The organism is Proteiniclasticum aestuarii, assembly GCF_017368455.1.
Classification (GTDB): Bacteria; Bacillota; Clostridia; order Clostridiales; family Clostridiaceae; genus Proteiniclasticum; species Proteiniclasticum aestuarii.
On the sequence record NZ_JAFNJU010000008.1, the window covers coordinates 169,730 to 187,504 of the forward strand.

Below are 17,775 nucleotides of genomic sequence, written 5' to 3' on the forward strand. Positions count from 1 at the left end.
CTACCTCCCTAGATTTTTTCTTAAGAACTCGTCTGCAAGATCCGAATATGCTTCAGCGCCCTTGGCTCTTGAATCATACAGCGCTATTGGGATCCCGAAACTTGGTGCTTCTGCCAATCTCACATTCCTTGGAATCGAATTTTCATACACCAGCTCACCAAAGTATGACTTCAGCTCTTCTGCCACCTGCAGCTGAAGATTCCTGCGAGGATCAAACATCGTCAGGACAACACCTTCGATTTCAAGATTCTTATTCAAGCCTTTTTTGACCTTCTGAACAGTTTTGATCAGCTGACTTATACCTTCCAATGCATAATACTCACACTGCATCGGTATAAGCACAGTATCTGATGCAGTCAGTGCATTGATTGTCAGAAGCCCCAGTGATGGAGGACAGTCAATGATGATGAAATCAAACTCTTCTTCAAGACCCTGGATTTTATTCTTCAGAATCGATTCTCTGTTCTCCATGTAGCTTAATTCAAGATCTGCACCGGCTAAATCCATATTGGAAGGTACAATACTCAGATTTTCCACTTTTTCCACTTTCTGTATAACTTCACCAATTTTGGTTTCAGAAAGCAGCAGCTCATAAGTGGTATTCTCCTGCTGATCCTTCTCGATACCCAATCCACTGGATGTATTACCCTGAGGATCTATATCAATTACAAGCACCTTGTGACCCTTCAGTGCAATATAGGAAGCAAGATTTATGTTTGTGGTAGTTTTTCCAACACCACCTTTTTGGTTAAAAATACTGACGATTTTCATATAACACTCCTTTTTATTCTTCCTTTGAACTCTTAATTCTGATTATAACGCTTATCAATGCAGTTTCATAGTTCCTAAAAGATGTTTCACGTGAAACATTCGTGATCGGGATCTTTACAAAGTAGGTTTCTCAAGCTTTACATCGATTAACGAAGTTTAAAATTAATCTTTTGTTGTCATCAGAAGAAATGTTTCACGTGAAACATTCTGTCTTTCACCACATACTTCTTAGCTTATTTGATTGACGAATATTTTATAGATCGTTTGTCTTGTTCAACTCTAAATGTAGGCAAATAAAAATGTTTCACGTGAAACATAGACGAATCTACATTTTGTTTCACGTGAAACATTTGAAAATTTTAGCTATATCAGCTATTTCTCAGAGATTAATGACTTTTTGATCGCTGCTGAGGATCTGGGATAACCTTTCGGTGTGGGCTTCATTTTCCTGATTACAACCAGATTATGATTCAGGTCTGTACCTTCTACCTTGACTTTCTGTATTCTGATGATTTTTCCACCCAGAACTTTAACCGCATACTCCGCGTCCTCAATTTCCTGTTCAACTGCAGGACCTTTCAGTGCTATGAAATGTCCACCCACCTTAACATAGGGTAGGCACAGCTCTGTAAGCAATGTGAGGTTTGCAACCGCTCTGGATACGGCTACGTCATATGAGTCTCTATATTCCGACTTTCTGGCACCATCCTCAGCTCTGCTGTGAACAAACTCCACATTCTCCAGGTTCATCTCTTCCGAGACTGCACGCAGGAAATTCAGTCTTTTGTTCAACGAGTCCAGGAGCGTAATCTTCAGCTCAGGCTTCATGATTTTAATGGGTAATCCCGGAAATCCAGCGCCCGTACCCACATCAATCAAAGACTCTGCATGGTTCAGTTCTTCTGACTGGAACGCCTGGATAGAATCAATAAAGTGTTTGCTGATGATTTCATCATCTTCAGTTATGGCTGTCAGATTCAGTTTTTCATTCCATTGCTTCAGCAGCAACTTATATTGCATGAACTGTTCATACTGATCTCTGCTGAAAGTCAGATTGAGCTGATCGGCGCTTTTTTTCATGATATCAAAATACATCCTAAGCCTCCCTGCTTTTTCGCTTTGATTCCAGATAAATCTGAATGACTGTGATGTCTGCAGGATTTACCCCTGAAATTCTTGATGCCTGTCCTAGATTCACAGGTTTCAGTTTATTCAGCTTCTGGGCTGCTTCAATTCGTAGTCCCTTGATGCTGAAATAATCCTCAATTCCATCAAGTTTTTTCTTCTCGTACTTGGCAAACTGGGCTACATCTTCAAACTGCTGCTTGATGTAACCTTCATATTTACTCATGACATTGACCTGTTCCTGTATATCAATCCGAAGATCTGGTCTATCCGGATCGAAGTCCGCAACCTTGAAATAATCCAGTTCTGGTCTCTTGATGAGTTCATAGAGAGACGTCGGTTTCTTCAGCTCAGTAGAGCCTTTCTTCTCCAGAAGTTCATTCACTTCTCTTTTCCCTGTAATCTGAAGCTTCTTGAGTCTCTCCAGTTCATTTTCAATCATATTCTTTCTGGAGATGTATTTCTCATATCGCTCATCTGAAACCAGTCCGACTCTTCTTCCGATTTCAGTCAGGCGTAAGTCCGCATTATCCTGTCGGAGAAGGAGTCTGTATTCCGCGCGGCTTGTCATCATACGATAGGGCTCATTGGTTCCTTTCGTCACCAGATCATCGATGAGTACACCGATGTATCCCTGTGAACGATCAATGATCATGGGCTCTTCACCTTTGATTTTAAGTGCCGCATTGATACCAGCCACTATTCCCTGTGCCGCAGCTTCCTCATATCCGGATGTCCCGTTGATCTGGCCTGCACCATATAATCCCCTGATCATCTTGAACTCCAGGGTTGGGTATAGCTGGAGCGGGTCAATCATCTCATATTCAATGGCATATCCGGTTCTTGTGATTTCAATGTTTCGAAATGCCGGTATGGTCTTCAGCATTTCAATCTGAACTTCTTCCGGTAGGGAAGATGACATTCCCTGTACATACATCTCGTTCGTCTCTTTTCCTTCAGGCTCAAGAAAAATCTGGTGTCTTGATTTGTCTGGAAATCTGTAGATCTTATCTTCAATGGATGGACAGTATCTTGCACCGACACCTTCAATACTTCCGTTGAACATGGGTGAACGATGCCTGTTCTTGTCGATCACTTTGTGGGTATGCTCATTGGTGTAGGTCAGATAGCAGCTGATCTGCTCTCTGTCTATTGGTGCTTCAAGATAATTGTCATGGACAAATGAGAAAGGAATGATTCTTTCATCACCTTTCTGCTCCTCCATCAATGAAAAATCGATGCTTCTTTTATGTACTCTGACTGGTGTTCCTGTTTTGAATCTATGCATCTCGAAACCCAGCTTGTCCAGGTTTTCCGATAACACCTTGGCACTGGAAAGCCCATTGGGACCACTTTCATAATTTGCTTCTCCAATAATGATCTTGCTGGCGAGATAGGTTCCCGTAGCCAGAATCACAGCACTTCCCATGAAGTTTCCGCCATTTCTTGTACTGACACCTTTCACTACACCATCTTCCACAATGAGATCCGTCACTTCTATCTGTCTCAGATAAAGATTATCGGTATTTTCAACGACTTTACGCATCTCTTTCTGATATTCGACTTTATCAGCCTGGGCTCTTAATGAGTGCACTGCTGGACCTTTCGAGGTGTTCAGCATTCTCGACTGGATCAGCGTCTTGTCGATGTTGACACCCATTTCGCCACCCAACGCATCCAGTTCTCTGACCAGGTGTCCTTTGGATGTCCCTCCGATATTCGGATTGCATGGCATGAATGCCAGGCTTTCAATATTCATGGTGCACATCAGTGTCTTCAGTCCAAGTCTTGCCGAAGCCAAGGCTGCTTCACATCCTGCGTGTCCTGCACCAACAACTATCACATCATAGTTGCCCGCATTATATGTAATCAATTTATTCACCTCTATTTCCCGATGCAGAAGTCACTGAATATTTTATCCACTAAATCTTCTGCTAGGGTATCTCCTGTTATTTCTCCAAAATAGTTCCATGCCGCATTCAGGTCAATAGCCGCCAGATCCAGAGAAATGCCCTGGTCTATGGCGCTTTTGGCCGCAGACATCTTTTCATAAGCTCGCAGAAGCGCTTCTTTATGTCTTCTGTTTGTCACCATCAGATCATTAACTTCAATGCTGCCATGAAAGAACAGATCCTTGATCCTTTTCTTCAGCTCATTTATACCATATCCGTTCAGAGCCGATACACCTATGGTTTCTCCAAGATCCAGTCCTTGAAGATCCATTTTCTCCTGTAGATCCACTTTATTAATAAGTGTTATACTTTTTCTATTATCTATATACTTAATTATATCTTTATCTTCCTGGTCCAGCGGTCTGGAACTGTCCAGAACAAAGACGATAAGATCGGCTTCATCTATCTTTCCTTTGGATCGGTCTACACCGATTCGCTCCACAATATCTTCTGTTTCACGTATACCCGCTGTATCCGTAATCTTGATGGGAATTCCGTCGATATTCAGGTATTCCTCAATAATATCTCTTGTAGTACCAGGTATATCCGTCACAATGGCACGGTTTTCTCTTAATAATGCATTCAGCAGGGAACTCTTTCCTACATTCGGTTTCCCGATGATGGCTATGCTCAAGCCATCTCTCAGAATCTTTCCTTCTTCCGATGTCCGAATCAGATCCGATACTTGCAGAAGCATTCCACGAAGCTTTTCACTGACTTCCTGTCCTGTGGTGAATTCCAGATCCTCTTCTGGAAAATCCACAGTGACTTCGATGAAAGCAAGCAGATTCAGAATCTGATTCCGCAGTTCGGTAATCTCCTGAGATAGTTTACCTCCGCTCTGACTGAGGGCAGACTTCATGGAAAGCTCTGTTTTAGCATGAATGATGTCAATGACAGCTTCTGCCTGGGACAGATCGATTCTTCCATTCAGAAAAGCTCTTTTGGTGAATTCTCCCGGTTCAGCTGGTCTGGCTCCCGCCTGGAATACAGCGTTCAATACAGACTCTGTGGCAACGCGTCCGCCATGGCAGCTGATTTCAACCACATCTTCTGCGGTGAAGCTTCTAGGCCCCTTAAAATAGCTTACAAGGACCTCGTCGATGATTTCCTCTGAGACCATATCCACCACGTGTCCATAGCTGATGGTCCATGGTTTGGCATCAAGGAAATCTTTATTGCTTTTTTGCTTAAATATCTTTGCTGTAATCTCCTTCGATCTATCACCAGATATCTTTATTATGGAAACACCGCTTTCTCCTAAAGCTGTAGAGATTGCAGCAATGGTTTCATATTCTCTCATGGATCCTCCTCACTGCCATCAGGCAATTTTCTGGCAGGGCAACATTATCTAATAAATAATATAGTTATTCCTGTTAGAATTCAAGTAGTTTATTATCGGACTCCTCTTCACTATTTTAACTATTAGTCCGATACCTGTGTTTTTTTGTACAAAAAAGCCTGAGACTGACTCAGGCTTACTTTTACTTATCCAGTTCTATAACAACTCTTCTGAATGGCTCGTCACCGACACTATGTGTAGCAATGCCTTCAATCTTCTGCAGCTTGGAATGGATGATTCTTCTTTCATAGGGATTCATCGGTTCAAGCTTCATGGATCTTCTGTATTTCTTGACTTTATAGGCTGTCTTCTCAGCCAGTCTTTCCAATGTCTCTTCTCTCTTTTTGCGGTATCCTTCCGTATCAAGAATAACTCTTACATATTCTCCTTCACGTTTCTTGTTGACAACAAGACTGGTCAGATACTGCAGTGAATCAAGTGTTTCCCCTCGATATCCGATGACAAGACCCATCTTTGGTCCGGAAATATCAATCTTAAGCAAATTATCTTCAAGTACTGCATCCATTTCAGCGGTAATATCCATATTTTCAAAGATTCCTGCCAGAAACCTGGTTGCCTCTACCTTAAGGTCTCGTTCAACAGGCTTCATGGTCACTTCAATGATTGCAGGTTTGGTACCGATTAGTCCAAGTAATCCTTTAGTACCTTCCTCAATTACTTCATATGTAATTTTATCTTCTGTCACATTCAGCTCTCTAAGAGCATTTGCAATAGCTTCTTCTACGTTTTTGCCTGAAAATTGCATACTATTCATTTCAATACCACCTTACTTGGCAACAAATACCAATTACTTCTCTTTTACAACAGTCTCGCTTTTCTTCTTATCAACTGCATTCAGGATCAATCCCTGTATTAGTCTGAAGGTATTTCCTGTAACCCAGTATAAACCAAGTGCAGAGTTCGATGTATAGGTAATCCATCCGAATAATGCTGCCATCATGTACTGCATCTTGTTTGCCGAAGCAGCAGCCGGATTATTCTGTCCTTTTGTCTTAAGAGTGGAAACATATGTTGAAAGCAACATGGTTCCAACAGATAATGCGGATAAGATAATATTATGGTTCGCAGACAAATCAGGGATGATCGGCGTGAAACCGAAACCGGTTAGTCTGCCGTCTGCCGCCAGCTGTCTGAACACACTGAACATCGCGATGAAAATCGGATATGTAATCAGAAGGGGAAGACATCCGCCAAACATGTTTACTCCGTTTTCCTTATAAAGCTTCATCTGCATTTCCTGCAGCTTCTGAGGATCATTTTTGTACTTCGCCTGAATCTTTGCCACTTCCGGCTGAAGTGCCTGCTGCTTCCTCATGGTTTTCATCTGAGAAAGATTTATAGGTAACATTAGTATATTGAACAGTATTGTAAATAGCACAATTGTAAGACCCCACTGATTGCCTGGATCTGCTACAAAAAGTTCTACTACTGATTTTAACTGCTCAAATATCCAGATAAACAGTTGATTTAATTGAGACAATCCTTTTTACCTCCAAGTTTTATTCTACTGGATCATACAGACTTCCCTTATATAACGGATGGCATCTGAAAATTCTTCTGATAGCCATATAGCCTCCCTTCAGTGCACCGTACTTTTCTACCGCATCTATGGCGTAGACAGAACATGTAGGTGTGAACCTGCAGCTTGGAGGCTTGTTGGGTGAGATATACTTTCTGTAGAATCTAATTGATTTTAACAGTATTTTTTTCATCATTTACTAAACCCGCCTTTTTGAAGACGTGAATCAGCGCTTTCTCAATTTCGGAATAACTCTTGTCATGACTTGATACCCTGGCAATGATAATGAAATCATATCCTTCCTGATAACGATCTTTATTTAATCGATATGATTCACTGATCAATCTTTTAACCCGACTCCTGACTACGCTCTTTCCGACTTTTTTACTCACTGAAATACCGATTCTATTAAAAGGTACTCCATTAATATGGTTCTTTCTGTTTTTAAACACATACAAAACCAAAAGATTGTTGGCAAAAGATCTACCTCTCCTATAGACTAGATGAAATTCAGAGTTCTTTCTAAGTTTTTCATGTTTCATGGAGAAAATCCTTTCCGACAATTACAGAAAAAGGCCACATTTAAGCGACCTTATGCTGATAATCTTTTTCTTCCTTTAGCTCTTCTTCTCTTAAGAACGTTTCTACCATTTTTAGTAGCCATTCTCTTTCTGAAGCCGTGCTCTTTCTTACCCTGCTTCTTCTTAGGCTGAAATGTCATCCACATGTTGACACCCCCTTCATATCAATTATTCATATTAGCTTCAGGCTCAAAAACTGCGCACTTAACCCAATACTTCGATTTTACTACACTATTATACTCATGGTATCCCTAGGTGTCAAGAAATCTATGCAAAAGTTCAAACATTGTATTTAGCCCTAGTTATTGTGGATAACTTATTGAACAAGCTTGTTTCAATATGCTATTATAGAAAGGACCTGTTGATAATTAGCTGCAAAATCACCTTGTTATCCACAGCTGTGGATAAGTCTGTGCATAACCTGTTCCTAACATGTATAAACATACCCATTAATCTCTGTTTTGTCAAGAAAGACAATGCATATCGCTATACGAACAATGTGACTTTTTTACATCGATATGCTGTGATTAAGTCAGATAAATTGAGTTTCCAACATTATGAACAGACTCGTTTTGCCATTTATCAACACCTGTTCCAATCATCATTTACAGAAAATGAAACTGTAGATAACCTGTTAATTACCTGTTGATTCAGGAATTTTTATTTTATAGCAGAAAATTTATTTTATTAGGAGGACGTAATTCATGGATACCCAACTAAATGAAACCTGGGAAAAGGTACTCAAAATACTGAAGGTCGAAATCATGTCCGAGGTCAGCTACAACACATGGATTCTAGGATTGAAACCGATTGGTATAAGAAATGGGGTATTTATGATTAGTGTTCCTAATGAACTTACCTTAGATATCATCAATCAGCGATATAAGCTTCTCTTTAAGGAATCCATCAAGCATGTACTGAACCAGGAAATCGATGTTGACTGCGTTGTCGGAGAACTCGAAGAGGAAGAGCCTAAAAATGAAGTGAAAGAGGTCAAACCTCAGGCCAAAATCAGCAATGATTCTTTCGGATCACTGAATTCAAAGTACACATTCGATTCCTTTGTCATCGGTAATTCCAACCGATTCGCCCATGCGGCATCTGTAGCTGTCGCTGAATCACCGGCCAATGCCTACAATCCTCTGTTTTTATATGGTGGAGTAGGACTTGGTAAAACACATCTGATGCATGCCATAGGGCATCACATACAGGCCAATAACCCCAGCGCGAAGGTCGTTTATGTGTCTTCCGAAAAGTTCACCAACGAACTGATCAACTCCATCAGATATGACAAGAATCTGGACTTCAGAAATAAATATAGAAATGTAGATGTGCTGCTTGTGGATGACATCCAGTTCATTGCAGGAAAAGAAAGTACCCAGGAAGAATTCTTCCATACCTTCAATGAATTATATGAAGCAAGAAAACAGATCATCATATCCAGTGATAGACCACCAAACGAGATTCCTACATTAGAAGACAGACTGCGAACAAGATTCGCATGGGGGCTGCAGGCTGATATCCAGGCTCCTGATTTTGAAACAAGAATAGCCATATTAAAGAAGAAAGCTGAAATAGAGAAGTATGTGGTGTCTTCTGATGTCATGGTCTATATTGCAACGAAAATCAAATCCAACATCAGAGAACTGGAAGGTGCACTCATCAGAGTCATGGCCTATTCATCCCTGACCAACAATAAGAACATCACGGTGGATCTTGCAGCAGAGGCGCTGAAGGATATCATTTCCTCCAGCCAGACCAAAGCCATTACCATTGATCTCATTCAGGATGTGGTGGCGAATTACTATAATTTATCCATTCAGGAACTGAAATCGCAGAGACGAACCCGAAATGTATCCTACCCAAGACAGATCGCCATGTATCTTTCCAGAAAGCTTACAGACATGAGTCTGCCTAAAATAGGAGATGAATTCGGAGGTCGTGATCATACTACAGTGATTCATGCGTATGAAAAGATATCCGCTGCACTGAAAACAGATGATAGTCTGGCAAATGCAATAAAAATCATCACTAAGAAGATCAACAACCAGTAATCAACAAAGAGTTAGAATCCCTGTTGGTCCACATGTGGATAAGTTTCCAGCTGAAATCTCCTGTGGACAATTGTGGATAACTCCAGAAATTAGTTCAAATTCATCCACAAGGTTTGATTCGATGATGATCCATTGTTTTCAATGTCTTTGAGGTTTATCCACAGAATACCGGGCCCTACTACTACTAATACTATTAAATCTATTATATTATTACTATAAGCAGGGGATGAGCTTATACACTGTGAACCAACCTATCCCCATGTAACATTGTTTTATTAAATGAATTCAGGAGGGTATAATCATGCATTTTAGATGTCAGAAAAGAGATTTAGTTGAAGGTATTTCAACTGTACAGAAAGCCATACTTGGTAAATCACCCATGGCGGTATTGGAAGGAATCTATATAGAGACCGGAGATCAGGAAATCATCATGAGAGGTTCAGATATTGATCTCAGTATCGAGACGCTGGTGGCATCCTCCATTATGGAAGAGGGAAGAATCGTTATTGATTCAAAACTATTTGGTGACATCATCAGAAAACTTCCAGATGCAATGATCGAGCTGGCAACTATGGAAAACAATACGATTCTGATATCCTGCGAGAATTCAGAGTTCAATCTTCTTTATCTGAATGCAGAAGAATTCCCCATGCTTCCTGAAATCGGTAATAGAGAGAAGATCGCAATCAAGGAAGACACGTTCAGAAATCTTATACGAAGCACCTCATTTGCCGTAGCCCAGGATGAGTCAAGACCGATACTTATGGGTGTTCTTTTTGAAGTGAAGAATAAAGTGCTTAATATGGTGGCTTTAGATGGTTTCAGACTCGCCATGAGAAGCGAATATCTGGAGTCCAACGAGGATGTGTCTGTAGTCATTCCTGGAAAAACCCTCAATGAGGTATCAAAGATCCTAAGTGATAAGGATGAGGACCTGTTCATCAGTTTCAATGACAATCATATTCTGTTTGAAATTCAGAATACCAAGATTGTCTCCAGACTGCTTTCCGGAAACTTCATCAAGTATGAGTCCATCATCCCTACGGATTACAAGTTGCAGTTTAAAGTGAAGAGAGCGCACCTGGCCCAGAGTATCGAAAGAGCATCTCTCATGGCCAAGGATGGATCTTCAAGACTGATCAAACTGAATATCGAAAACGACAGGGCTCTGATCACTTCCAACTCTCAGTTCGGTAAGGTGAAGGAAGAAGTTCCAGTATCCATGGATGGAGATGCAATTGAAATCGCATTTAATGCCAACTATCTTCTGGATACCCTGAAGGTGATGGATGAAGAGGAAATCATCATAGAAATGACATCAGGTGTAAGTCCTGCGATCATAAGAAACAGTATCACAGACAACTGCAAATACATGGTGCTGCCCGTTAGATTAGCGAGATAGGAGTAAATATGGATATTAAGATAAATACGGAGTATATAAAACTGGATTCCTTTCTGAAATGGGCTGGTGTGGTTTCATTAGGTTCTGAAGCGAAGGCCTATATCCTGGAAGGACTTGTAAAAGTGAATGATGAAGTGGAGCTGAGAAGGGGAAAGAAAATATACCCTGGAGATAAGGTGGAATTCAATGGCGAGGTTTTCACTGCAGTTTCTGAATCCTAACAGGCTATAAGATTTTCAATATGTATTGAGCCGTATACCACATAGAAGGTTGGTCTTCTATGTGGTATAATGTCTTGTAGGAGATTTTTAATGAAAATAAGAAACATCAGTCTAATAAACTACAGAAATTACAAACAACTGAATATTGAATTAGGCAAAGATGTCAATGTATTCCAGGGAGAAAATGCGCAAGGGAAGACGAATATTCTTGAATCGATCTATTATGCCGCCTTTGGCCGTTCTCATCGAACCAACAAGGTCAAAGACCTGATCATGTGGAACGAAAAAAATGCGCAGGTAAGGGTGTATATAGAAAAAGACAGATTGGACAAGACCATAGACATGAATCTTCTTTCCGATGGCAGAAAATCCATTTCTGTCAATAAGGTCAAACTGACGAAGATCGGTGATCTGCTTGGCGTACTGAATGTTGTCATGTTCTCTCCTGAAGATCTGAAGATCGTGAAAGAATCTCCGGGTCTTCGAAGAAAATTTCTGGATATGGAGATCAGTCAGCTGGACAAGAAGTACTATAATTCTCTGGTATCTTACAATAAAGTGCTGGCTGAAAGAAATGCGCTTCTGAAATCAAGAAGAATCGACAGAAACATTCTTGATATCTATGATGTTAAGCTGAGTGAACATGCGGATTACATTGCGAAGCAGAGAATCAATTACATCAATCTGTTGAATTCTTATGGTTATTCCATTCATAAAGAAATCACCACAAACAAGGAAGAAATCAGATATGAATACAAAAGTTCTTTTTCACTGGAAGGAAATCTCAGGGAGAACCTGAAAAAAGAACTGACCCGAAAGAGGGAAATGGATATTGAAAGAGGAACCACATCCGCAGGAATCCACAGGGATGATTTCCTGATTCTCATCAATGAAGTGGATGCAAAAGACTTCGGTTCCCAGGGACAGCAGAGAACAGCGGTGCTTACGATGAAATTCTCCTCGCTTGAAATCATCAGGAAGGTGAAAGGGGAATACCCCATACTTCTTCTGGATGATGTTCTGTCTGAACTGGATCTATCCAGAAAGAAATTCATATTGAAATCCATAGAAAACATTCAGACTGTAATTACCTGTACAGGAGTGGAAAACATCGAAGAATATCTCACAGGAAATTACAGATTATTTAATGTCAAGAACGGTTCTATAGCAGATGGAGGTGAGTAGATGTTTTTGCATCTTGGAGAAAATGTTGTGATTCCCATGAAGGATGTTATTGGGATATTTGATGTGGAATCATCTATGTACAGTTCCGATACAAGTCAGTTTCTTCGCCTGGCGGAGGAAGATGGATTTGTGGAGAGAATTACCGATGAGAAGCCGAAATCCATTATAGTTGCAGAGATCGAGAAAAAATCGATAATCTATTTATCGCCCATTTCCTCAAAAACTCTGTCAAAAAGAACAAAACTGCGTTTAGAGGAATAGAAGGGAGGCCATGGTATGTTAGAGAGCAATATTGAAAATACAAAGGAACATGAGTTGGAAAATATGTCAGATACAAGTAATGGTAAAAACACGCGAGTGGACACAGGGTATGAGGACAGTAACATCCAGGTGCTGGAAGGTCTTGAGGCTGTCAGAAAAAGACCGGGTATGTATATCGGTTCCACGTCATCAAGAGGACTACACCACCTGGTCTATGAAATCGTCGACAACAGTATAGATGAGGCACTGGCAGGATACTGCAGCCATATCGAAGTCTACATCCATAAGGATAATTCCATTACAGTAGTGGATGACGGACGTGGTATGCCCATCGGAATGAATGAAAAGCTTGGTAAATCAACGGTTGAAGTCATCATGACCGTCCTTCATGCCGGTGGAAAATTCGGTGGTGGAGGATACAAGGTTTCCGGTGGACTTCACGGTGTAGGTGCATCGGTCGTCAATGCCCTTTCAGAAACCTGTAGAGTGGAGATCAGAAGAAACAATAAAGTCTATCTTCAGAAGTTCGCCTATGGAAATCCTGTGGGCGGTCTGGAAGAGATCGGGGTATCCGATCATACCGGAACAAAAACCACATTCCTGCCCGACAAGACCATTTTTGATGAAGTGGAGTTCGATTATGAAATTCTTTCGGAAAGATTGAGAGAACTGGCCTTCCTCAACAAAGGACTCAGAATCTCTCTTACGGATGAAAGAGAAGATGAGGAAGGTGACATCAAAGAGGAATCCTATTACTATGAAGGCGGTATCAAATCCTTTGTGGAGTACCTGAACCGAAACAAGGAAGTGCTGCATAAGGAAGTCATGTACATCGACGAAGTGAAAGACGAATACATTGTGGAAATCGGACTTCAGTTCAATGACAGCTATAGTGAGAATATCTTCACCTATGCCAACAACATCGATACTCTGGAAGGCGGAACTCATCTTGATGGATTCAAGAGAGCACTGACAAGAGTCGTCAATGATTATGGCAGAAGATTTGGACATATCAAGGAAAACGATAAAAACCTTTCCGGTGATGACATCAGAGAAGGTCTTACTGCCGTAGTATCCGTTAAACTGACGGATCCTCAGTTTGAGGGACAGACCAAAACAAAGCTGGGCAATGCGGAAGTGAGAAGTGTGGTAGACGGCATTGTGGGCAATGCACTGACAGTCATACTGGAAGAGAATCCTGCCATTGGTAAAATCGTCATTGACAAAGCCCTCATGGCAGCAAGAGCCAGAGAAGCGGCAAGAAAAGCAAGAGAACTGACAAGAAAGAGCGTTCTGGAAAGAACAACTCTTCCAGGTAAACTGGCAGATTGTGCCTCCAAGGATCCTCTGGAATCCGAAATCTACATCGTAGAGGGAGATTCCGCGGGAGGTTCTGCAAAGCAGGGCCGAAACAGACAGTTCCAGGCGATCCTGCCTCTAAGAGGTAAGATCATGAACGTGGAGAAGGCAAGACTGGATAAGATGCTGGGCTCCGATACCATCAGAAGCATGATTACAGCTTTCGGTGCAGGTATCGGCAAAGACTTCGATACCAGTAAACTGCGTTATTCACGTATCATCATCATGACCGATGCCGACGTGGATGGTGCGCATATCAGAACTCTTCTTCTCACATTCTTCTATAGATACATGAGAGAGCTCATTGAAAATGGGCATGTTTATATAGCGCAACCACCACTATACAAAGTTTCAAAGGGAAAGACCCATGAATATGCATACTCTGATCGGGAAATGGAAGAGATTGTAGCAAGGTTAGGTGGAAAAGATTCCTCCATAGCACTGCAGAGATACAAAGGTCTTGGTGAAATGAATGCAGAGCAGCTGTGGGAAACAACCATGGACCCTGAGAACAGAATTCTTCTGAGAGCGGATGTGGAAGATGCCAAAGCTGCGGATGAGATCTTCACGATTCTCATGGGCGATAAGGTTGAACCCAGAAGAGCGTTCATCGAAAAGAATGCCAAATTAGTAGATAATCTTGATATATAGGAGGAGCGAGTAATTGAACAACAACGAAGGTAAAGTTTTACCGATAGACTTACGAAAAGAAATGAAAACCAGTTACATCAATTATGCCATGAGCGTAATTGTAGGACGTGCGCTTCCAGATATCAGAGATGGACTGAAACCCGTGCACAGAAGAATTCTTTTCTCCATGCACGAGCTGGGTATATACAATGAAAAGGGATATAGAAAGTGTGCCAGAATCGTCGGAGACGTACTGGGTAAGTACCATCCACATGGAGATACTTCTGTTTATGATGCTCTGGTAAGACTGGCACAGGACTTCTCCACCAGATATCTGCTGGTGGAAGGACACGGAAACTTCGGTTCCGTGGACGGAGACGGAGCAGCGGCCATGAGATATACAGAAGCCAGACTTGCAAAGATTTCTTCTGAAATGCTCAGAGACATCAATAAGGATACAGTGGATTTCGTGCCGAACTTTGACGGAGAAGAAAAAGAGCCTACGGTTCTTCCTTCAAGATTCCCGAATCTTCTGGTGAACGGTTCATCAGGTATTGCTGTAGGTATGGCGACCAATATTCCACCGCACAACCTCGGAGAAGTCATCGATGCCGCGGTTTATCTCATCGAAAATCCGGATTCGGAAGTTCTTGAACTGATGCAGTTCGTCAAAGGACCGGACTTTCCTACCGGTGGAACCATCATGGGGGTATCCGGCATCAGAGAAGCCTATGAAACAGGAAGAGGTAAGATCTTTGTACGTGCCAAGAGCATGATCGAAGAAGTCAACAGCAGACAGAGAATCATCATCACCGAACTTCCTTATATGGTAAATAAAGCGAAACTCATTGAAAATATCGCAGATCATGTAAGAGACAAGAAGCTTACTGGTATTTCCGATCTGAGAGATGAATCAGACAGAGATGGTATGAGAATTGTCATCGAACTGAAAAGAGATGCCAATGCTCATGTGGTTCTGAACTACCTCTACAAGAAAACGAAAGTGCAGGATACCTTCGGTGTCATCAATCTTGCACTGGTTGACAATGCCCCTAAGGTACTGAATCTGAAGGATATACTGAAGCACTACATCAATTTCCAGAAGGAAGTGCTTACAAGAAGAAGTATCTTCGAAATGAACAAAGCGAAAGATCGTGCACATATCCTAGAAGGATTAAGAATCGCCCTGGACAACATTGATGAAGTCATCAAGGTGCTTCGAAATTCCAAGACCACAGATATCGCAAAAGAAGAACTGATCACGAGATTCGGTTTATCGGACAAGCAGGCGGTGGCCATACTCGATATGAGACTCAGAAGACTGACAGGTCTGGAAAGAGATAAGATCGAGGAAGAATACAATTCGCTGATGGAACTCATCGCTTATCTTGAGAGCATCATCAGTGATGAAATGAAGCTTCTTTCTGTTATAAAGGAAGAACTCATTGAAATCAAGAACAAGTATGGCGATGAAAGAAGAACAGATATCCAGAAGGGTGAGTTCGAAATTGATTATGAGGATCTCATCAACGAGGAAGATGTGGTCATCACATTGACTGAGGACGGATACATCAAGAGAATTTCAGCAGCCACCTATTCCGCACAGAAGAGAGGCGGAAGAGGCGTACAGGCCATGACAACAAAGGAAGACGACGTGATTCATAAGGTCTTTGTCACGTCTACCCATAAGAATCTTCTTTTCTTCACATCCAAGGGGAAGGTATACAAGCTGAAGGCTTATGAGATTCCTGAATCTGGAAGAACTTCCAAGGGCATCAACCTTGTGAATCTCATTCCAGTGGACCAGGATGAGAGCATCCAGGCTGTCATTTCCATCAGTGATATGGAAAAAGACGGATATCTGGTGTTTGCCACAACAGATGGAATCATCAAAAAGACCACGCTTCATGATTTCAGCAACATCAGAAAGAACGGACTCATTGCACTGAATCTGAAAGAAGGAGATTCACTGCTCAATGTCAAATTCACGCGTGGAGATGCGGATCTCATTCTGGTCACGAAGCTTGGTTATGCAATCAAGTTCAATGAGCAGGACGTCAGACCAATGGGCAGAACCGCTACAGGTGTCAAAGGCATATCTCTGAGAACTGGAGATGCCTGCGTATCCTTTGATATCGCAGTCCAGGGTGAGGATATTCTGGTCGTGTCTGAGAACGGACTAGGAAAGAGAACGCCTACAGAGCAGTATAAGAGTCAGAACAGAGGCGGTAAGGGACTTATTGCCTATAAGGTCACAAACAAGACAGGTAACGTCGTAGGCGCAAGATCCTGCAGTAACGAAGATGAACTGCTGCTGGTCAATTCCGACGGTGTAGCCATCCGTATCAATGTAGGAGAGATCTCAGTGACATCAAGAAACGCCATGGGTGTTAAGCTCATGAGAACTTCTGATGAATGCAAGGTCGTCTCTCTAGCTAAAATCATCGCAGTCAGAGAAGAGGAAGGACCGGAAGTGGAAGAAATCGACAGCGATCAGCTCATCGAGAAAGAGCTAAGCGATGCCATGGATTCTGATTATCCGGAGCTGGATGAGCTGGAACTGGATGAGGACCTGCAAAAAGATACAGATGAAGATCTGGAATAAGAACTACTATAGTAAGAGAATCCGAAAGGGTTCTCTTTTTTGTATTGATGGTTTTGCTAAAAGCCTGAATCGGAAAACCAGAAATCCTAGCACCACTATAAAATCACAGCTGTGACCCTAAGATGGCTGAAGAGAATGGACTGCTTCTATAGAAAGATTCTGGTCTTAACGATAATAAAGACAATGGACATGATGAAGAATAGAGGAAAGCCCTATGAGGGGATCACAAAGCAAATGGTTGACCTGTAAAGATCATCCATTTTAATCGGTATTCTGCTCTATTCTATTCTGAAAACACCACGAAACGAACATTATAATCATTTCGAGAGATATCATACGATAAAAACGGGTTTTTACAGGGTGATATCACGTTGAAAAGGAAGATTCACTCGGAAACAACTCCGTGTGTATCACAATAAGGGTTAATGCGAAATTAAGAGTAAATAAGAGTATTAATGATGTATTTGACTCAAAATGAATTGTGTATAAACACCGACAATTACTGGCATGATATTATAGACAAGTCGCTTGAGACAAGTGATGCGAAACAACACAAACAGTTCTTTGAAAATTAAACAGAATATAGGTAAAAAACCAAAGTACCTTTTCGAGTAATCGGAAAAACATCTTCGAGCAATTAGAAGATGGGCAGCCGGGTGACCGGATGCAAAAACACTTCCATCACGGAAGTGGAATTCAAGCAATTGAATTCAAAGCTAGTGTAATGAATAGCTAGTTCAAACTTTA

At 41.5% G+C, this 17,775-nt stretch carries 16 protein-coding genes; 7 read left to right on the forward strand and 9 right to left on the reverse strand.

From position 1 onward, the window contains the following. The 9 genes from J3A84_RS11435 to rpmH form a co-directional block, all read right to left on the reverse strand. On the reverse strand, positions 1–771 hold the full coding sequence (locus J3A84_RS11435; protein WP_207600160.1) for a ParA family protein: 771 nt from the start codon (positions 769–771) through the stop codon (positions 1–3). Positions 772–1,143: 372 nt separating this feature from the next. Further along, positions 1,144–1,866, reverse strand: coding sequence for a 16S rRNA (guanine(527)-N(7))-methyltransferase RsmG (gene rsmG / locus J3A84_RS11440; protein ID WP_207600161.1), 723 nt, complete (start codon positions 1,864–1,866; stop codon positions 1,144–1,146). 1 nt (position 1,867) lies between these two features. Then, positions 1,868–3,769, reverse strand: coding sequence for a tRNA uridine-5-carboxymethylaminomethyl(34) synthesis enzyme MnmG (mnmG, locus tag J3A84_RS11445; protein ID WP_242694179.1), 1,902 nt, complete (start codon positions 3,767–3,769; stop codon positions 1,868–1,870). Positions 3,770–3,780: 11 nt separating this feature from the next. After that, positions 3,781–5,151, reverse strand: coding sequence for a tRNA uridine-5-carboxymethylaminomethyl(34) synthesis GTPase MnmE (gene mnmE, locus J3A84_RS11450; RefSeq protein ID WP_207600162.1), 1,371 nt, complete (start codon positions 5,149–5,151; stop codon positions 3,781–3,783). Between the two features lie 181 nt (positions 5,152–5,332). Further along, positions 5,333–5,965 (reverse strand): RNA-binding cell elongation regulator Jag/EloR, encoded by a 633-nt coding sequence (jag, locus tag J3A84_RS11455; RefSeq protein WP_207600163.1) that lies wholly within the window; start codon positions 5,963–5,965, stop codon positions 5,333–5,335. Positions 5,966–5,998: 33 nt separating this feature from the next. After that, on the reverse strand, positions 5,999–6,691 hold the full coding sequence (locus J3A84_RS11460; RefSeq protein WP_207600164.1) for a YidC/Oxa1 family membrane protein insertase: 693 nt from the start codon (positions 6,689–6,691) through the stop codon (positions 5,999–6,001). Between the two features lie 19 nt (positions 6,692–6,710). After that, a complete protein-coding gene (gene yidD / locus J3A84_RS11465) occupies positions 6,711–6,926 on the reverse strand; it encodes a membrane protein insertion efficiency factor YidD (protein WP_207600165.1) in 216 nt (71 codons plus the stop codon). Then, positions 6,895–7,272, reverse strand: a complete 378-nt coding sequence (gene rnpA, locus J3A84_RS11470) for a ribonuclease P protein component (RefSeq protein WP_207600166.1) — start codon at positions 7,270–7,272, stop codon at positions 6,895–6,897. The genes yidD and rnpA overlap by 32 nt, the downstream gene beginning before the upstream one ends. A 50-nt stretch (positions 7,273–7,322) precedes the next feature. Then, positions 7,323–7,457: a 50S ribosomal protein L34 gene (gene rpmH, locus J3A84_RS11475; protein ID WP_031575587.1), complete on the reverse strand. Its 135-nt coding sequence runs from the start codon at positions 7,455–7,457 to the stop codon at positions 7,323–7,325. Positions 7,458–8,015: 558 nt separating this feature from the next. Here rpmH and dnaA point away from each other — a divergent pair. From dnaA to gyrA, 7 genes are all read left to right on the forward strand, one after another. Continuing rightward, entirely contained in the window at positions 8,016–9,365 is a 1,350-nt protein-coding gene (dnaA, locus tag J3A84_RS11480; protein ID WP_207600167.1) for a chromosomal replication initiator protein DnaA, read from the forward strand. A gap of 301 nt (positions 9,366–9,666) precedes the next feature. Then, a complete protein-coding gene (dnaN, locus tag J3A84_RS11485) occupies positions 9,667–10,767 on the forward strand; it encodes a DNA polymerase III subunit beta (RefSeq protein WP_207600168.1) in 1,101 nt (366 codons plus the stop codon). 8 nt (positions 10,768–10,775) lie between these two features. Further along, on the forward strand, positions 10,776–10,988 hold the full coding sequence (yaaA, locus tag J3A84_RS11490; RefSeq protein ID WP_207600169.1) for a S4 domain-containing protein YaaA: 213 nt from the start codon (positions 10,776–10,778) through the stop codon (positions 10,986–10,988). A gap of 90 nt (positions 10,989–11,078) precedes the next feature. Next, positions 11,079–12,173 carry a DNA replication/repair protein RecF gene (recF, locus tag J3A84_RS11495; protein ID WP_207600170.1) on the forward strand — a complete coding sequence of 365 codons (1,095 nt, stop codon included), beginning with the start codon at positions 11,079–11,081 and terminating at the stop codon, positions 12,171–12,173. Then, a complete protein-coding gene (remB, locus tag J3A84_RS11500) occupies positions 12,174–12,434 on the forward strand; it encodes an extracellular matrix regulator RemB (protein WP_207600171.1) in 261 nt (86 codons plus the stop codon). Between the two features lie 63 nt (positions 12,435–12,497). Next, complete coding sequence (gyrB, locus tag J3A84_RS11505) at positions 12,498–14,444, forward strand: DNA topoisomerase (ATP-hydrolyzing) subunit B (RefSeq protein ID WP_207600172.1); 1,947 nt, start codon at positions 12,498–12,500, stop codon at positions 14,442–14,444. A 13-nt stretch (positions 14,445–14,457) separates the two neighbouring features. Next, on the forward strand, positions 14,458–17,028 hold the full coding sequence (gene gyrA / locus J3A84_RS11510; protein ID WP_207600173.1) for a DNA gyrase subunit A: 2,571 nt from the start codon (positions 14,458–14,460) through the stop codon (positions 17,026–17,028). Positions 17,029–17,775: the final 747 nt, after the last annotated feature.